Annotated in this window: 13 protein-coding genes; 9 read left to right on the top strand and 4 right to left on the bottom strand. The window is 35.2% G+C overall.

Annotated features, from left to right (window positions below; genetic code table 11):
* Positions 1–25 precede the first annotated feature (25 nt).
* Entirely contained in the window at positions 26–3166 is a 3141-nt protein-coding gene (locus BW926_RS09935) for a SusC/RagA family TonB-linked outer membrane protein (RefSeq protein WP_076446698.1), read from the top strand.
* A 26-nt stretch (positions 3167–3192) separates the two neighbouring features.
* A complete protein-coding gene (locus tag BW926_RS09930; protein WP_076446742.1) occupies positions 3193–4842 on the top strand; it encodes a SusD/RagB family nutrient-binding outer membrane lipoprotein in 1650 nt (549 codons plus the stop codon).
* 89 nt (positions 4843–4931) lie between these two features.
* On the opposite strand, the gene BW926_RS09925 is transcribed toward BW926_RS09930, so the two are convergent.
* Positions 4932–6197 (bottom strand): mechanosensitive ion channel family protein, encoded by a 1266-nt coding sequence (locus BW926_RS09925; RefSeq protein ID WP_076446696.1) that lies wholly within the window; start codon positions 6195–6197, stop codon positions 4932–4934.
* Between the two features lie 399 nt (positions 6198–6596).
* Between BW926_RS09925 and BW926_RS09920 the strand changes: the two genes are divergently transcribed.
* Together BW926_RS09920 and BW926_RS09915 are read left to right on the top strand one after the other, a co-directional pair.
* Positions 6597–7094 carry a DUF456 domain-containing protein gene (locus BW926_RS09920; RefSeq protein ID WP_076446694.1) on the top strand — a complete coding sequence of 166 codons (498 nt, stop codon included), beginning with the start codon at positions 6597–6599 and terminating at the stop codon, positions 7092–7094.
* Between the two features lie 10 nt (positions 7095–7104).
* Entirely contained in the window at positions 7105–7602 is a 498-nt protein-coding gene (locus BW926_RS09915; RefSeq protein ID WP_076446693.1) for a hypothetical protein, read from the top strand.
* Here BW926_RS09915 and BW926_RS09910 read toward each other — a convergent pair.
* Entirely contained in the window at positions 7589–8230 is a 642-nt protein-coding gene (locus BW926_RS09910) for a uracil-DNA glycosylase (protein ID WP_076446692.1), read from the bottom strand. The two genes, BW926_RS09915 and BW926_RS09910, sit on opposite strands and share 14 nt — an antisense overlap.
* 162 nt (positions 8231–8392) lie before the next feature.
* Positions 8393–8896: a GNAT family N-acetyltransferase gene (locus BW926_RS09905; protein WP_076446691.1), complete on the bottom strand. Its 504-nt coding sequence runs from the start codon at positions 8894–8896 to the stop codon at positions 8393–8395.
* A gap of 97 nt (positions 8897–8993) precedes the next feature.
* Here BW926_RS09905 and BW926_RS09900 point away from each other — a divergent pair, with 97 nt between their 5' ends.
* Together BW926_RS09900 and BW926_RS09895 are read left to right on the top strand one after the other, a co-directional pair.
* Positions 8994–11141, top strand: a complete 2148-nt coding sequence (locus BW926_RS09900; protein WP_076446689.1) for an endonuclease MutS2 — start codon at positions 8994–8996, stop codon at positions 11139–11141.
* Positions 11142–11311: 170 nt separating this feature from the next.
* Positions 11312–12106 carry a hypothetical protein gene (locus BW926_RS09895; RefSeq protein ID WP_076446687.1) on the top strand — a complete coding sequence of 265 codons (795 nt, stop codon included), beginning with the start codon at positions 11312–11314 and terminating at the stop codon, positions 12104–12106.
* A 318-nt stretch (positions 12107–12424) separates the two neighbouring features.
* Here BW926_RS09895 and BW926_RS09890 read toward each other — a convergent pair whose 3' ends face one another.
* Positions 12425–13588 carry a THUMP domain-containing class I SAM-dependent RNA methyltransferase gene (locus BW926_RS09890; protein ID WP_076446686.1) on the bottom strand — a complete coding sequence of 388 codons (1164 nt, stop codon included), beginning with the start codon at positions 13586–13588 and terminating at the stop codon, positions 12425–12427.
* Between the two features lie 132 nt (positions 13589–13720).
* On the opposite strand from BW926_RS09890, the gene BW926_RS09885 reads away from it, so the two are divergent.
* From BW926_RS09885 to BW926_RS14560, 3 genes are all read left to right on the top strand, one after another.
* The gene (locus BW926_RS09885; RefSeq protein WP_076446684.1) at positions 13721–14446 is read left to right on the top strand and encodes a class I SAM-dependent DNA methyltransferase; all 726 of its coding nucleotides are present in this window, start codon (positions 13721–13723) and stop codon (positions 14444–14446) included.
* Positions 14447–14448: 2 nt separating this feature from the next.
* A complete protein-coding gene (locus BW926_RS09880; RefSeq protein ID WP_076446740.1) occupies positions 14449–15177 on the top strand; it encodes a ZIP family metal transporter in 729 nt (242 codons plus the stop codon).
* 349 nt (positions 15178–15526) lie between these two features.
* Complete coding sequence (locus BW926_RS14560) at positions 15527–16885, top strand: TonB-dependent receptor plug domain-containing protein (protein ID WP_228403431.1); 1359 nt, start codon at positions 15527–15529, stop codon at positions 16883–16885.
* Positions 16886–16915 lie beyond the last annotated feature (30 nt).

Raw genomic sequence — 16915 nt, 5'->3', positions numbered from 1 at the left:
TTACAACATCTAAATTTAACACAAGATGAAACTAAATGCTAAAAACTCTCTTAGTGTAGGTGCTTTCTGTTTCTTGCTGGGTACTACCGGTCAGATTAGTGCACAAAAAACAAAAAGTGATTCTGCTAAAACTACAGAAATCAAAGAAGTGGTAGTAACAGCTCTTGGAATTAAAAGAGACCAGAGAAAGCTGGGATACTCTATTTCTAAAGTTGACAGTAAAGACATTTCCCAGGCCGGCGTGGTAAATCCTATGGAAGCCCTTCAGGGTAAATTACCCGGCGTCCAGATTATAGCCGGATCCGGAGGGCCTCAGTCCAGCGCAAAAATCCAAATCCGTGGGAATACATCATTGGGGAAAAACAACCAGCCGCTTGTAGTAGTGGATGGAGTCGTTATTGATAATTCCGTGACTGGTGCTGATGAATGGGGATCCGGATATGATTTTGGTAATGAAATGAAAAATCTTAACTCTGATGCTTTTGAATCTGTGTCTGTACTTCGAGGTGCTGCGGCTTCTGCTCTTTATGGGTCCCGTGCATCCAATGGAGTAATTGTAATTACAACAAAAAAAGGACGCAGCAGAAATGGAGTTGGTGTGAAAATAAGCTCTTCACTTACTACCCAAAGTGTATATGCAGGGCCAAAACTCCAGAATGAATTCGGTGCTGGTCTTGGTTCAACCTTTCCAACAGACAGTAATGGGGAACGATTTATAGATCCAAACTCTGCCGGCTACAGTTACGGACCAAAGTTTGATGGCCTTCCCGTAAGAGATGTGGACGGAAGAACCGTTTTATACAACCCTCAGCCTAAAAACTATTTGGAAGTATATCAGGTAGGAATGGACCGGAAAAATTCCATTGAGCTTTCCGGAGGTAATGATAAATCAACATTTCTATTTAATTATACTAATCAGGAAGCAGAAGGAATTCTACCACGCAACAAATTCATCAAAAATGCATATTTCCTGCGTGCTACACATGAATTTAATAAATACCTTCAACTAGATGCGAGTTTCAATTATACCAGAGCATATAGTGCAAACCCTGTACCCCAGGGAGGAAATACCAGCCCATTATTCAGCTTTATATATGGACTCCCAAGGAGTTTTGATGCAGTGTACTGGAGCCAGAATTATTTAGATCCTCTGACCGGTGATATAAAAAGAGGTAATGATGACCCATACGGAATGGCTGGACAATATCTTGATCTATTTCAAAATACCAGAACTCAAAAAGAGACCAATTATGTAGGTCGTTTAGAAGTAAAGTCTCAACTTACAGACTGGCTGAATCTTACTCTTGGCGGTAACTTTAATAACTACAATTTCATTAATGAATCCAAACTTTTCGGCTCATATCCAAACTATGATAAAGCAGGTTACAGCATCTTAGAAGGTAGAAAGGAGCAGAATACACTTAAATTTTTAGCCAATGCCAATTTCAAACTTACTAAAGATTTAACACTAAATGCTTCTATTGGAGGAGAAAGCTTTACTTCAAAATACAAATCTACAAGAGTATATACAAATAACGGACTTAGAATTCCGGGAGTATTTGAAATTCAAAACTCAGTGGATCCTTCTGGCTATGAAGTAGTCTATACTGATGGAAATGTTTCTCCTAAAAAGATCCAATCCTTATATGCTTTTGCTAATTTTGCATGGAAGGATCAATTGTTTTTAGATATTACAGGGCGTAATGACTGGTCTTCAACATTGGCATACCCTGATGGACATGGCAGCGTAAGCTATTTTTATCCATCTTTTGTAGCCAACTGGACATTTTCCAACTCTTTTAAGGTTCCCGCATGGGTAAGCTTCGGTAGCCTGAGAGGAAGTTTGGCTTGGGTAGGCCGGGATACATTCCCTTTTAATACAAGTGCAGGCTTTTATTATGCAGGAGATCCAACAGCTTACAATACTCCGGATGGTGCGCGTGTTCCTTTGATTGCATTTAACAGCAGAGCTCTTGCTAATGGTAACTTAAAAAATGAATTAAGCAGATCTATTGAACTTGGCTTAAATATGGCCTTTTTTAATAACAGATTAGATTTTGATGTTTCTGTTTACAAGACAAATACTATTAATCAGTTACTAACACTTCCTATGCCTCAGGAATCTGGGGTGGATTCACAACAAATCAATGCAGGAAATCTCCAAAATAAAGGTATTGAAATCATTGTAAATGCAGTCCCTATAAAGTCTAATAATTTTAAATGGGATACCACTCTTACATTCGCCAAAAACCAAGACAAAATTATTGAACTAGCTCCGGGAGTTGAAGAATATGTATTGCAGTGGGCAATGGGTAGAGATGTAAAAAGTATCGCCATTCCGGGGCAGGAATACGGACTTATACAGACCAACTACGCCTTCGCAACTTATCAGGCTCTTGACGCCAAAGGAAATAAAATAGATGATCCAAGAAATGGTATGAAAGTACTAAAACCAAACGGTACATACATGCGTTCTAGTGTTTATCAAAATCAGGGCTATGTAACTGTAGGAAAGCTCACACCGGATTTCCTGACCAGCTTTAGAAATACTTTTAAGTATAAAAACTTAGCATTAAGTGTTTTAATTGATGCCAGAGTCGGTGGAGACATTTTATCTGCAACCTATAATTATGGAGTACAATACGGAAATCTTCCTACAACACTACAATACAGAGATGAAGAAAGAGGCGGTATCAAATATACCGATGCCAGCGGAGTGACGCGGTTTGGGGTAATTCCTGACGGTGTGTTTGCTCAGGGTACTGAGATCACAGATAAACAGGGAATAACGCGTAAAGTAGGTGGTCTAACTTATCAGGAAGTATATCAGAGCGGATGGATAGATCCTGTACGTACCGAAGTATATTACAATAGCTTAGGGTCTTGGGGTAGCGGTATACGTGAAAATGCTATTTTTGAGAATACATGGGTAGCTTTACGTGAGCTAAGATTAACCTATTCATTTAAACCTGAAGTAATAAAACCTCTTGGAATCAATACCTTAAATGCTTCTCTTATAGGAAGAAATCTTTTTTACATCTATAATAAACTTCCTGACGGAATTAACCCTGAAGGAATGTATAACAACAATTCAGGAAGCTTTGCAGAATACGGGGGCTCACCTATGTCAAGATATATAGGCTTTAATCTAGATTTTTCTTTCTAATCAATTACTAAATAAAAATGAAAAAAATGAAAAAAATATTTTTAATAGCTGCTTCATTATGTATACTCAATTCTTGTACACGTGATTTTGCAGAAACCAATACAAACCCACTGGATATTGTAAATACAACTCCGGAAGCACTATTACCAATGGCTATTAAAAAAGGATATGATGCCAGCTTTGAATATTACTATGATTATTACCGCAGAATTATGCCCTGGACACAGACTTTAGTACCTGGTTCAGCAAATACTTCTGAATTTATGGATGACGGCACTAATATGAATACCAGGAAAGACATATTCTATGGTGATCACGGCTCTCTTCTTACGGATATTATTTACAAGATCGATCAGATGCCGGCAGATCAGCAGGCAAAATATGTAAATATTAAAAGTATTGCTACCATTCTAAAGGTATATTATGCTTGGTATGTTACCGATATTAACGGAAGTATGGCCTATACAGAAGCTTTTAAGGCCAGATATGGTGGTACTGCAACTCCAAAATTTGAAACACAAGAACAGTTGTATGATATCTTTGACAGCCAACTGAATGCCGTTTACACTGCCATAGAAGGAGCTAATCAATCTATACAGGTTAGCCCTGGCGCGGGAGATTTATTTTTTAACGGAGATATTTTAAAATGGAAAAAAGTTTCTAATTCATTAAGATTAAAAATTGCTTCAAGATTAATGAAAAGAAATCCGGCAAAGCTTACAACAATCGCAGTTCAAGTATTATCCAGAGATGAGATCAAGAATATTAATGAAGATTTTTCTCTGCGCTCAAAAAGATTTACAGAACATGGTAACTTTAATCCTACCGGTTTTTGGGCCGCAAAGCCTATGGTAGATTATATGACAAAAAATAATGACCCGAGACTGCCTCTGTTTTTTCAAAAAAACTCATATTCAAAAACTGCCATAAAAAGATTATCAACAGCCGGCCTAATGAATTCTGTAGTTCTAACAGACTCTCTGCAAAGATATGTAGGAGGCCCTACAAGCCCGGATAAAAGTACCACCCGCTATTACACAAAGGCAAGAAGATCATTGAACGGTACAACATATGATACAATCTCAAAGCTTCAATACCGTATCTGGCAGCCGGAATATGATTCAGGCACAGGAAATGCTGTATTCCCTATTCTTACCTATGCAGATTATTCTTTATTAAAAGCAGAATTACAGGCCAGAGGACTTATCTCAACAGGAACTTCGACTCAGATGCTTTATGAAAGCGGCATTAAAGCATCAATTGACACCTATAATTTTATTGCTAAAGAAGCTATTGTAGATCAGTATGTCCCAACACCGGCAAGCGATGCAATAGCATATTTGAGTGCTACAGACGTACAGTTTAATCCGTCAAAAGCGCTGGAACAAATTATTATTCAGGAATATCTGAATTATTTCAAACAGCCTAATGAAGTCTGGGCTCTTATCAAAAGAACGGATATGCCGAATACTTCTACCGCCTTGAAATTGGAAGCACTTGCAAGAACCGGTGGAATTGCATTGACAATGCCAAGAAGAGTTGTTCTTCCGACTCCATCAGCGAATAACTTAAACTATAATAATCAGGTAGCCGCTCTTAATCAGATGAATGATGATCCTGATTTTGGAGGAAGCGAAAGCAATATCCAGGGCCGTATTTGGTGGGATAAGAAATAAGCTGCCTAAATAATTTTCAAATAAAAATTCCGGTGAAAAGTCACCGGAATTTTTATTTGAAACCCATACCATTTTAAATGTCTAACCCACTATACTTTTACACTCATCTGCATTACCTGAAGATCAAATTCTTTTGAAGCAACAAGCAGATGGTCGAAAATATCCGCCTGGATCTGCTCAAAATGCTCCCATTTTGAATCGTTAGCAAAACAGTAAATTTCCAGTGGTAAACCTTGCGGAGTAATATCCAGCTGACGTACCATCATTGCACCTTTTTGATCTACATCAGGCTCATTCTCTAAATATCTTTGGGCATAGTACCTGAAAACACCAATATTGGTGAGCTGTCTTCCATTAATAATTTTATCACTATGTTTAAGATTTTCTTTTTCTTTTTTCAGTTCAAAGCTTTTTCCTTCAAGATATTCCGAAATCAAATTAATATCCATTAAACGCCCGATGTCTTCTTCGGTTAAAAATTTAAAAGAATTAATATTAAAATAAATTGATTTTTTTATCCTTCTTGTATTGGATTCAGACATTACCTGAAGATTTTTAATTTCAGTGGTAAGCAAGTCATATGTAGGAATAGTGGAAACTGTTTTATCAAAGTTCACAATTTTTGTTGTTAAGAGGCTTATATCTGATATATTTCCTTCGATAGTATATTTTGGAATACTTACCCAATCACCTACTTTTAGATTCTTTGAAGTAGCTACATGAAGCCCGGTCACAAATCCCAGGATCGTATCACGGAAAACAAGTACCAAAACAGCTGTTATAGCTCCTAAACTACCAACAATAGTCGTCCCTTTAATCCCAAAAACAACACAGATTCCAACTACTGAAAATATGAAAATTCCAAGAATTTTTACGGTTTCGGAAATCGCATTAAGCGCCATGATTTTGTAGAAATCCTGCTTGATTATAAAGTAGTTTCTGAACGCGGTTAAAGCCCTGTACAGCATTCCCGCAAAGATCATTACTACACCGAGATTTACAGATCTTCTTATAAATATTGTAGTATTTTTTAAAGCCCCTGCAAAAATTGATTCATGAATGCTTCCAATAATTAAAAGAGCAAAAAGGTGAGCTAATGAATTAGTAACCTTCGATTGATAAATAGATTTGATAACAGGATATTTTTCCTGGTCATGGAAAATCCGGAAAATACTATTAATGAAAATTTTAAAGATAAAATCAATGATCAAAAACACTGCGGTTAGCAATAATAATTTTATGATCAAATGAAAAATCCATTCCAGGCCAGTGGGAGAGATCTGGCTTATATATTTGTACAATGGATCACTTAGCTCTTGCAGCAGATCTCTGGTTTCTTCTAGCTGGTCATTCATTGTAGCAAATTTAGGGAAATAAATATTGATGTAATGAAAAAATTTTCATCAATTTTCACCTCCAATTAATTACTTTTAAATATTTTATGAATTTTTTACCTACTATTTTTAAAATCTCTTAAATCCTTAAGAACAAATAATAAGTCAACCAATAACATAATTATTAATGAATTATTTAAAAAAAATCAAAATTAATTAACATATGAAAAACCACTACTTTTTATTTTATTGTGCTTTCACTCTTTTAATAATTGTTTGCGTGGAGATGATCTATAACAACTACTGAGACGTGACTCTTCAATATGTAATCTTAAACTTATAATAAATTTTTAACTTAGACTGAAAAGATGGCTTTTTTTAAGGCCACTTTTTTTTATCTTGCAAGTATATTTTTTAGTAATGAATATAGATACAGCATTAATCAATATCCTTTGTCTGGTCTTATTATCCTTAGGAATTCTAGGAACATTTTTGCCAATTTTACCAGGATTATTACTCAGCATGTGTGGTTTATTAATCTACAAATTCGGGACGGATTCTGATCTTTCGATGATTTACATCTGGGCTTTTGGAATTTTAACGGTAATTTCTATAGTTTTAAGCTATGTTATTCCAGCAAAAACAAATCAAAAATACGGAGGAACACGTTGGGGAAGCATCGGATCTGTAATCGGAATGATTATCGGAATGTTTTTACCCATTCCATTAGGTTTTCTGATCGGAATGTTTGCCGGAGTTTTTGTAGGCGAACTTCTACATGACAGTAAAGATATGAACAAGGCTTTAAAATCTACAAAAGGAGCTTTTATAGGATTTATTTACGGAACAGGATTCAGTTTTGTGGTGGCTGTGGCAATGTTTTTGGTAGTAAGTTTAGATATGCTGAATATTATTTAAAAAGAAAATCATGCTACATAAAATTATTGTATTAAGTTTAGGATTATTGTTTTTAACGAACTGTAATGCTCAAAAAGAAACCAAAACCTCAACAAAAGTGAACGTTGATAAAACTGGAGTTACTAAAATTACCAATAAAGACGGCGAAATTATTTACCTCAACGAAGGTGAAAATAAATTCCTGAAAGAATACCAAATGAACGTGACTTTCAAAGGGGTTTCCGAAGACAGCCGTTGCCCAAAAGGTGTTAATTGTATTTGGGCCGGAGTTGCCGTGGCACAGGTTGAAGTGATGGGAATTGCAACCCGACCAATGACTCTGAATCTTGCAAGCATGGATAACAAAGGCAGAAATTACAATAAATCCGCAGAATTCAACGGATACACGATTTCTTTAGCCGATGTTCAGCCTTATCCCGGAGCAGATGAAGGCACAAAAGCCTTAAACGGGAAATATAAAATCGGAATTACCATTAAAAAAGGAGGTGAAGATTCTACCACGAAATAGGTCTTTTACCTTTTGAAACCAGATATTCATTAATTTTTGAAAAAGGTTTGCTCCCAAAAAATCCTCTGTGAACGGAAAACGGAGACGGATGTGCAGACTTTAAAATAAAATGTTTAGCCGGATCAATAAGTTCGGCTTTTTTTTGTGCAAAAGCGCCCCACAATACGAAAACAACATTCTCTTTTTTATCTGAAATTTCTTTAATGATATAATTCGTAAAAGTTTCCCAACCCAAATCTTTATGAGAATTTGGCGTATGTGCGCGAACCGTTAAGGTTGCATTTAATAACAAAACGCCCTGTTTTCCCCAATCGTCAAGCTCTTTGGAAGTTCTTTCAATTCCTAAATCGTCTTTTAATTCAATAAAAATATTTTTAAGAGATGGCGGTGCTGCAACCTGTTCTGAAACAGAAAAACACAAACCATTCGCTTGGTAATCATTATGATATGGATCTTGTCCAATAATTACCACCTCAACATCTTCGAAAGGTGTAATTTCCAACGCTCTGAAAATCTGATTTTTCGGTGGAAAAACTTTTGTCGTTGTATATTCTTGTTTTACTTTTTCCCAAAGATTGGTAAAGTATGGGGTGTTTTTTATTGGGGCTAGTATTTCTGTCCAGGTCATGGGTTTCAATTTGAAAATTTGAGAATGATATAATTAGAATTCAATTTTAACGCCAAGCTGTCATTCTGAAAGAAGCAAAGCGTAGTGAAGAATCTCTATTAGACAACAAATTTAGTGAATAAAAGTTTAGATTTCTCCTTTGCTGAAATGACAAATGAGACGTTACTTCTTCAAACTAAACACCAAATTATCCGGAAAACCTTCATCTTCTCTCCCCTCTTCCAAAACAAAATCATATTTCAAAAGAAGACTTTTCGAGTTTTCATTAAACTTATTGGTCATTGCAACCATTTCCTGCAAATGTAATTCATTAAAACCAAAATTTACAACCGCAGTCAAAGCTTCTGACATGATTCCTTGCCTGTGATAATCTGGTAATAATTCGTATCCGACTTCTGCAACCTTTCGATCTTCAGAAAAATTATACAGGCAAATTGTTCCAATTAAATTCGATTGATTTTTAAGCGAAATTCCCCAATAAAAAGATTGATTATCCTTAGTCCTTTCTTTAATGGTTAAAATAAACTGAAGCGCATCATAATTATTTTTCGGAGATTTTCTCTGCACATATTGGTTGATAACCTCGTTGCTTCGAATTTTCAGAATATCGTCGACGTGACTTTCATTGATTTCTTTTAATTGCAGCCTTTCAGTGTTTAGTTTCATATCTCAAATGTAAGAATTCCTGATTAATAGATATTTTCAAATTCTCAAATTAACTCATTTTCAAATTAAATTCACATTTTCTCACTAAATTTGCAGTGTGTATATAAATAAAGAAGATTTAAACGAATTAGAGTTTCCGCAATTGCTCGCGGAAATTTGTCCTTTTGCGTATTCTCCGAAAACAAAAGAAAAAATTCTTCAACTTCGTCCGATGGAAATAGACGAGGCAGAACTTTCTTTGAAAAAAACATCAGAATATTTATCGAGTTTTGAAAGTTCAAATGCGATTCCGTTTGATGAATATGAAGATATTGAAAGTGAGCTAAAGCTAATGCTGATCGAAAATTACCGTCTTGAAAACAGCGCTTTCATCAAAATCAAAACCATCACGGAACAGATAGGAAAACTGCAGAAGTTTTTCCCAACCATGCCCGAAACCTTTCCTACATTGATACAAGACGTTTCTATTTTGGAATTCAAAAAAGAAATTATTGATAAAGTAGATAAGGTTTTCAACCGTTTTGGCGAGGTAAAAAGCGAGGCTTCCCCTATTTTAAAAGGATTGAGAGCCGAAATTCAACTGGCAAGAAAAGCGATTCAGGAAAATTTCAACCGCGCTTTATTCAATTACGGACAAAGTGATTTCTTGGATGATATTCGCGAAACCATTATTGACGATCAAAGGGTTTTAGCTGTAAAATCTGCGTACAAAAAAAGAGTGGCAGGAAGAGTTTTAGGACTTTCAAAAACAGGTTCCATTACTTACATGCAGCCCGACAGCGTTGTAAAGCATTATTTTAAATTAAAGGAAAGCGAAGAGGAAGAAAAAAAGGAAATTGACAAGATTTTACGAAAATTAACCGCAGAACTGGCAGAATTCCAACCTCAGCTTTGGAGATATCAGAAGTATATTTTCGATCTTGATTTAACGAGAGCTAAAGCAAAATTTGCAGAACTGATCAACGGTGTTTTACCAAAGATCAACCGCCATAGAACCTTAAGATTACGAGAAGCGTTCCACCCTTTACTGTTTTTAAGAAATAAAGCGGAAAACAAAACAATTTATCCTCAAACCCTGACATTAACGGATCAAAACAGAATTATCTGTATTTCAGGACCGAACGCAGGAGGAAAATCGATCACTTTGAAAACCGTAGGGTTGCTTCAACTAATGATTCAGAGTGGTGTTTTAGTTCCGGTTCATCCAAAATCTGAAATGTTTTTCTTTGACAAAATCATGACCGACATTGGTGATAATCAATCTATTGAAAATCATCTATCGACCTATTCATCAAGGTTAAAGAAAATGGGTGGAATCATTCGTGAGGCAGATTCTGAAACATTATTACTAATTGACGAATTTGGTACAGGTTCTGATCCTGAATTGGGTGGCGCTTTGGCAGAAAGTTTCTTTGAGTTTTTCTACGATAAAAAGAGTTTTGCCATCATTACAACCCACTACACCAACATTAAGCTGGCGGTAGAACAGCTTCCTAATGCCCAGAATGCAGCAATGTTGTTTAATGAAGAAACGCTGGAGCCAATGTACAAGCTGGAAGTGGGACAAGCTGGAAGTTCATTTACTTTTGAGGTCGCGGAAAAGAATAAAATTCCGAGATTTATCATTCATTCTGCGAAGAAAAAAGTAGAACATGATATCGTGAATTTAGATAAAACGATTGTAAAACTTCAACAGGAAAAATTTGAGGTTGAAAAGCTTAAAACCGATCTTGCCGAAAGAAAAGAATCCGTTGAAGATAAACGCGATAATCTGCAAAAACTGAACGAACAACTTCAACAAAAGTTATTCAATTTCCAGAAATTGTATGAAGAAGAACATCGTAAGCTGCAGTTCGGAAATAAGATTGAAACCTTCATCGACAGCTATACCAAAGGAAAGTCAAGAAAAGATGTTGTCAAAGATTTTGTGAAGCTTCTGGAGCAGGAAAAATTTAGAAAATTAGGAGCAGATAAAGATGAAAGCAAACGCCTTCAGGTGGTGAAAAGAAAAATCACGCAGCAATTGAAGAAAGAAGAAGTCATCGAAAAAATCACGGAAACCAACGAAAAACTGGAAGAAAAACGCAAAACCGACCGCGCGCTTTGGATGAAGATCGGGCAACGGGTTCGTATTTCGGGAAGCACTAGTGTAGGAACTATTGAAAAGATTTCTAAAAACAAAGTAATTGTGAATTATGGAACATTCAAAACGACGATTGATGCTGATGAATTGGAAAGAATTTAAGTTTGAGAAGGTGAAAGAATATATTCTTAATTTGACAAACGATATTTCTTTAGGTTCTAACGGGTTTTTGAAATCCGTTAGGTTTGATTAATGAAAAAACTCTATAGTTTAGTTATTTTAAATAAATTACAAAGGTTTAATTTATATATTTGAAGATCAAAAATTATAAGATGATTTCGGTAAAAAAGTTTTACATATCTATTTTCAGTATTTTTTGTTTTGTGTTTATGAATGCGCAGAATAAAATCCCTTTCGGGGTGGTAAAGGCTGAGGAAGGCTATGCCATGGTACGTGTTCACAAAGATGATTACCGAAAAATCATCGATAAAATCCGCATGAAAACAGGCGATGTTTTCATTTATGTAAAACCTGCTCCCGGAGAAACTGAATGGATATGGATTAAATATCCTGAAAAAGATGACACAGAAAAGCTTTTTGTAAGATACGACAGCATCACTAAGGAAGGCATGGTGAATAAAAACCGTGTGGTTTTTGTGGATCAGCTACCTCATTTTACTCCATCAAAATCTAAGAATGGGAAATCATTAATTTTCACAGATGATACCAATTCGAAAATTCCAGGAAACCAGAGAACAAAAGTAATCATCGACGTTTATCCTTCTTACGCAAAAATCAAAAAGCAGGAAAAAGACGCCAACGGATATTTCACTAAAATCGATAAAGTAAAGCCTTGGGGAGTGGGTAAAGAGCTTCCGGAAGACCTTACTGAAATCAAATCCATTCGGGTACAGCAGCCCGGAAGAGGTTCTGTTTTTGTAAGAGAGGCAATTAAAAACCTGTTTCAGCCTACAATGAATTTTAATAATGTAGGAGTAGCAGCGATCGATAATGATCATATTTTCCTTTATATGATCAATGGTTCTGGGGAAAACAGGTATACTACCATCTGGACTATTAAGCAGGGAAAGGTTGAAAGTCAGATCATCTTCAAAAACCCTGAATAATTCGAAAAACTTGATCCAGAAAATAAAAAATATCTGCTTTCTGTAGTGGATAGATTTATTCAGGCTCTCAAAATTAAAGATATTGCTGCGCTGTAAAAATATTACTATGAATATGAAAGAACTTCTTGATATCATAAAAAGATTTCAAGAACACGTGCGCTGCTTCTTGCGAAACTTTTTAAATCAAAATCAGGGCATGGATTTCAACATCTTGAATTATTTAATACTCTTAATTAAGAGTATAAACTTTTTGTCTCAAAAAAGATAGCAACTTCACATATTACCTTAAATAAATTTTGACAAGTTTTATTATCTTCTTTATTTCTCTTCTGATTTATGTACTTTTTTTGTTCCCTCATACATCTCATACTGCAAAAATCTCGTTTCCAGCTTACCATTGAAAAGCTTGATCTTCCTCGACGGACGAAGCCCGATTTTCTTCACCGCTTCCAGATCAGACGAGATTAGCCAGGCTAATGTATTGGGATAGCTTATCTTAAAAGTATCCCCTATTTTCTTGTAAAAATCATCATCATTAATTGAAATTCTTTCGTCATACGGTGGATTGAAAACCATCAATAAAGGAAAAAGTTCTTTTTTAGAATCAAAGAAATTTTGCTTTCTCACTTCAATCACATCTTCCATTTCTGCGGCCTCAATGTTGATTCTTGCGGCATTCAGCATTCTTGCATCGATATCGTAGCCTACAATTTTCCCGGTAAATTCTTTTACCCTGTTGATCCTGAATTCTTTAATTTTAGTAAACAAATCAGAGTCATAATTTTTCCAGTTTTGGAAAGCAAATCTTTTTCTGAAAATCTGTGCCGGCAGATCCATTGCAATCATGGTAGCCTCAATTAAAAGCGTTCCTGAACCACACATCGGATCAAGGAAATTACCCTTTCCATCCCAGCCTGCAAGCTGTAGCATTCCACTTGCCAATACTTCATTGATTGGTGCCAAACCTTGCTCTCTCCTGTACCCTCTTTTAAATAAGGGATCCCCGGAAGAATCCAACGAAATCGTCACCAGTTCCCGGTCAATATGAAGATGAAATTTGATGTCAGGATTTTTCGGCTCTACATTTGGGCGTCTTTTGAATTTTTCCTGAAAATAATCTACAATTGCATCTTTCATTTTTAAAGTCACAAACTGGGAATGTTTGAAAGTTTCAGAATTTACAGTAGAATCAATTGCAAAAGATTGGTCAATATCCATAAACTCTTCCCAATTGAACTTAAAAAGCCTGTCATAGAACTGATGTTGATTGAAAGCTTTGAATTCATAAATCGGGACTAAAATTTTTAAAGCAGTTCTGGCAGAATAATTAATTTTATATAAAAAGCCTAAATCGCCTTCACAGTTCACGGCTCTGTTTTTTACCTCCACTTTTCTTCCACCCAACTTTTTGATCTCTTCTGCCAAAATTTGTTCTAATCCAAAGAATGTTTTTATCTGAATCTGAATATTTTCTGTTTCCATAAATAATAATTAAAAGATTTAAATATTTAAAAATTAAAAGATTAGGCATTCAGTTTTCAATTAATTGAATTTTTCAATCTTTCAATATTCAAATACTTTTCTTTTACCCACAAATTTAGTTATTTTTGCAATATGGAATGGTTTGAATCTTGGTTTGATACCCCTTATTATCATTTATTGTACAGCAACAGAGACTATACTGAAGCAGAAAACTTCATAACAAAACTGACTGCAGATTTGCAGCTTCCACCAAATTCTAAAATCATAGACCTGGCTTGCGGAAAAGGAAGACACTCGGTTTTTCTTAATAAACTTGGGTATGATGTGTTGGGTCTTGACCTTTCCAGACAAAGCATAGAATTTAATAAGCAGTTTGAAAACCAGACCTTACTTTTTGATGTACACGATATGAGAAACCCGATTGATGCTGATCCTATGGATGCAGTTTTCAATCTTTTCACAAGTTTCGGATATTTTGATAACGAAGCTGATGATAAAAGAGTTTTCCAATCGGTTTACAATGTTTTGAAACCCGGAGGGTTTTTTGTTCTGGATTACTTGAATGAAAAGTTTGTAAGAAGTAAAATAGTTTCGGAATCAACGATTAAAAGAGATCATATTGAGTTTAAAATCCTCAAGAAAATAGAAGGCAGACATATCGTTAAAGATATTCGTTTTGAAGATAAAGGGCAGCAGTTTCATTTCTTTGAAAAAGTAAAACTTCATACCCTAGAAACCATTAATTCTTATGCTAAAGAATGCGGTTTTGAAAGAATAAAAATCTGGGGGGATTATCAATTGAACGAATTTGATAAAGAAACTTCACCACGTTGCATTAATTTATTTAAAAAAAAGTAATGATAACCGTTCTTTTACTGATTTTAAGTGTCATCTCAGGGGTATTCCTTGGAAAATATTTCGGTAAAAAAGAAAAAATCGCAAAAAATTTATTGATTTTAAGTGCCGGTTTTTTAATTACTATTTGTCTCAACGAAGTTTTTCCAAAGGTGTACACTTCCGAAACAGCAAATAATCTTGGGATTTTTGTGATCACAGGAGTTCTGTTGCAAATGGTTTTAGAAGCTCTTACGAAGGGATTCGAGCACGGACATTTTCATCATCATAACGAACACAACATTCTTCCTGTCGCCTTGATGGTAGGACTTTTTATCCATGCCTTTATCGAAGGAATTCCTTTGGCGAATGAGGATCACGAATTATCACCTTATTTATTAGGAATTGTTTTCCATAACCTTCCGATTTCCTTTATCCTGGGAGCTTTTTTATTTAACAGGAAATATGAATCCAAAACATATCCTTCTTATCCTTCCTTATTGATTGTCGCGCTGTTTGCATTGGCATCACCCTTGGGAATGCTATTGGGAAATTATTTTAATCCTGACTTACAGCCCTACTTTTTAGCCATTGTTGGAGGTATATTTTTGCACATCTCCTCTGTCATCATTTTTGAGAGCAATAAAAACCATAATATTGACTGGACGAAGATTGGATTAGTAATTTTGGGAGTTTCTCTGGCCTTAATTATGCATCTTTTCCATAGTCATGAGCATGCGGGGCATCATCATTAGGAAAAATCATAAGGTCTTAGCGATTATAGAATCATATATATAATTCACTTTAAGTAGATATTTAAATTAATATTCTTCTTTTAATTCTGAATTTACATTCAATTATTCATATAAATTGAGCAGAATTGGCGCGCTTGAAAAAAATATTTAATTTCTAAAATACATTCAACGAAAAAATAAATTCAATAATTATTAAAATGTTTCTTTTTTAATAAAAAAAAAATAAATATTAAATAATTAATTAAACTTATAAATATATTAAATTCAATTCTTTAACATTTTTTAATAAATTACAAGCAATATAATAGAGATTTTTTATACATTAGTGATTACTAAAATTCGCAATTGTATGAAAAAACAAATTACCGTTTCACAAAGAATAGGTGTTCTATTTTTTTTGATGCCAGGGTTTATCTATTCCCAAAACACTCAAGAAAAGGACTCTTTAAAAGAGCAAAAAATTGAGGATGTAGTAGTTATTGGCTATAAAACCCAGAAAAGATCCAGTCTTACAGCCTCCGTTTCAGTAATTTCGGATAAAAAGCTGAAAGATACCAACAATTCTGATGTTTCCAGCATGCTACAGGGAAAGGCCGCCGGAGCACAGATCATGCAAAACGGAGCTCCCGGCTCCACTGCAACTGTAAAAATAAGAGGAACTTCAACTATTAATGGTCCTACCGCCGCACTTTGGGTAGTGGATGGTGTTATTATGACAGGAACTCCCAATCTGGATCCTAACCAAATTGAGAGCATTAATATTCTAAAAGATGCAACTTCCACCGCGTTATACGGCTCAAGAGGAGCTAATGGAGTTGTACAGGTTTTTACAAAATCAGGAAGTTCAGGAAAAGGAAGCCTAAATGTATCAATGAATACGTCTTTTAATACCTTTACCAACGGAAAGTTTAAACTGATGGACGGTGTACAACTGTACGATAATTTTTACTCTTTAAAAAATGTTCCTGCCAATGCAGTACCCTCCAGCCTTAGAACTCCCGGATATGACTGGCTGAAAAACGGGACACAAACCGGAGTTGCGAAAAACTACACCATTGACTTCAGGGGCGGTTCTCAAAACTCTAAAACCTATATTTCAGGGAATTATTATGATGAAACCGGAACAGTGAAAGGATACGATTATAATAGATTGTCTTTTAGAATCAATCATGAGCAGACCGTAAAACCGTGGCTTATTTTAAAACCTAAAGTAAGCTTATCCTACACCACAGGAAAAGATGTAAGAGCATCTTTATTTGAAATGTACCTTAATGTACCTTGGGACAAACCTACAGATGATTATGGAAATTATATAAATCCTATTACCGATACCTGGTACGGAAGAGATCACGCCAACTATCTTTATGACCTGCAATGGAATTATGGTAAAAGCAACCAGCTGGACCTGATCGGAAATATGGATGCAGAAATCAAAATTACAGATTATTTAAAGTTTGTTACTACTAACAACGTTACTTATAAAAATCTTAATACCATGTACTATACAGATCCCAGGTCTTTGGCCGGGGTAAGTACAAAAGGTGCTTTGACAGAATCCTCGATCAGAGATATCAGTAAGTTTTTTAACCAGATGTTGAAATTCGATAAAGATTTTGGTGCACATAATCTGAATGCCCTTGCCGCCTATGAATACACCGACAGGTTTTTCAAAACTTCTACCGCCGGTGTATACGGAGTCGTACCATGAACCGATGTATTTGACACCGGGGCAGCAACA

This window comes from Chryseobacterium sp. RU37D (assembly GCF_900156075.1).
In the GTDB taxonomy this organism is placed as follows: Bacteria; Bacteroidota; Bacteroidia; order Flavobacteriales; family Weeksellaceae; genus Chryseobacterium.
The sequence above is the reverse complement of the archived record's forward strand: the minus strand, read 5'-3'. Positions and strand labels throughout refer to the sequence as shown.

Coding starts and splice junctions, on each gene's coding strand:
- BW926_RS09935 (WP_076446698.1), top strand. CDS start 26: ATGAAACTAAATGCTAAAAACTCTCTTAGTGTAGGTGCTTTCTGTTTC.
- BW926_RS09930 (WP_076446742.1), top strand. CDS start 3,193: ATGAAAAAAATATTTTTAATAGCTGCTTCATTATGTATACTCAATTCT.
- BW926_RS09925 (WP_076446696.1), bottom strand. CDS start 6,197: ATGAATGACCAGCTAGAAGAAACCAGAGATCTGCTGCAAGAGCTAAGT.
- BW926_RS09920 (WP_076446694.1), top strand. CDS start 6,597: ATGAATATAGATACAGCATTAATCAATATCCTTTGTCTGGTCTTATTA.
- BW926_RS09915 (WP_076446693.1), top strand. CDS start 7,105: ATGCTACATAAAATTATTGTATTAAGTTTAGGATTATTGTTTTTAACG.
- BW926_RS09910 (WP_076446692.1), bottom strand. CDS start 8,230: ATGACCTGGACAGAAATACTAGCCCCAATAAAAAACACCCCATACTTT.
- BW926_RS09905 (WP_076446691.1), bottom strand. CDS start 8,896: ATGAAACTAAACACTGAAAGGCTGCAATTAAAAGAAATCAATGAAAGT.
- BW926_RS09895 (WP_076446687.1), top strand. CDS start 11,312: ATGATTTCGGTAAAAAAGTTTTACATATCTATTTTCAGTATTTTTTGT.
- BW926_RS09890 (WP_076446686.1), bottom strand. CDS start 13,588: ATGGAAACAGAAAATATTCAGATTCAGATAAAAACATTCTTTGGATTA.
- BW926_RS09885 (WP_076446684.1), top strand. CDS start 13,721: ATGGAATGGTTTGAATCTTGGTTTGATACCCCTTATTATCATTTATTG.
- BW926_RS14560 (WP_228403431.1), top strand. CDS start 15,527: ATGAAAAAACAAATTACCGTTTCACAAAGAATAGGTGTTCTATTTTTT.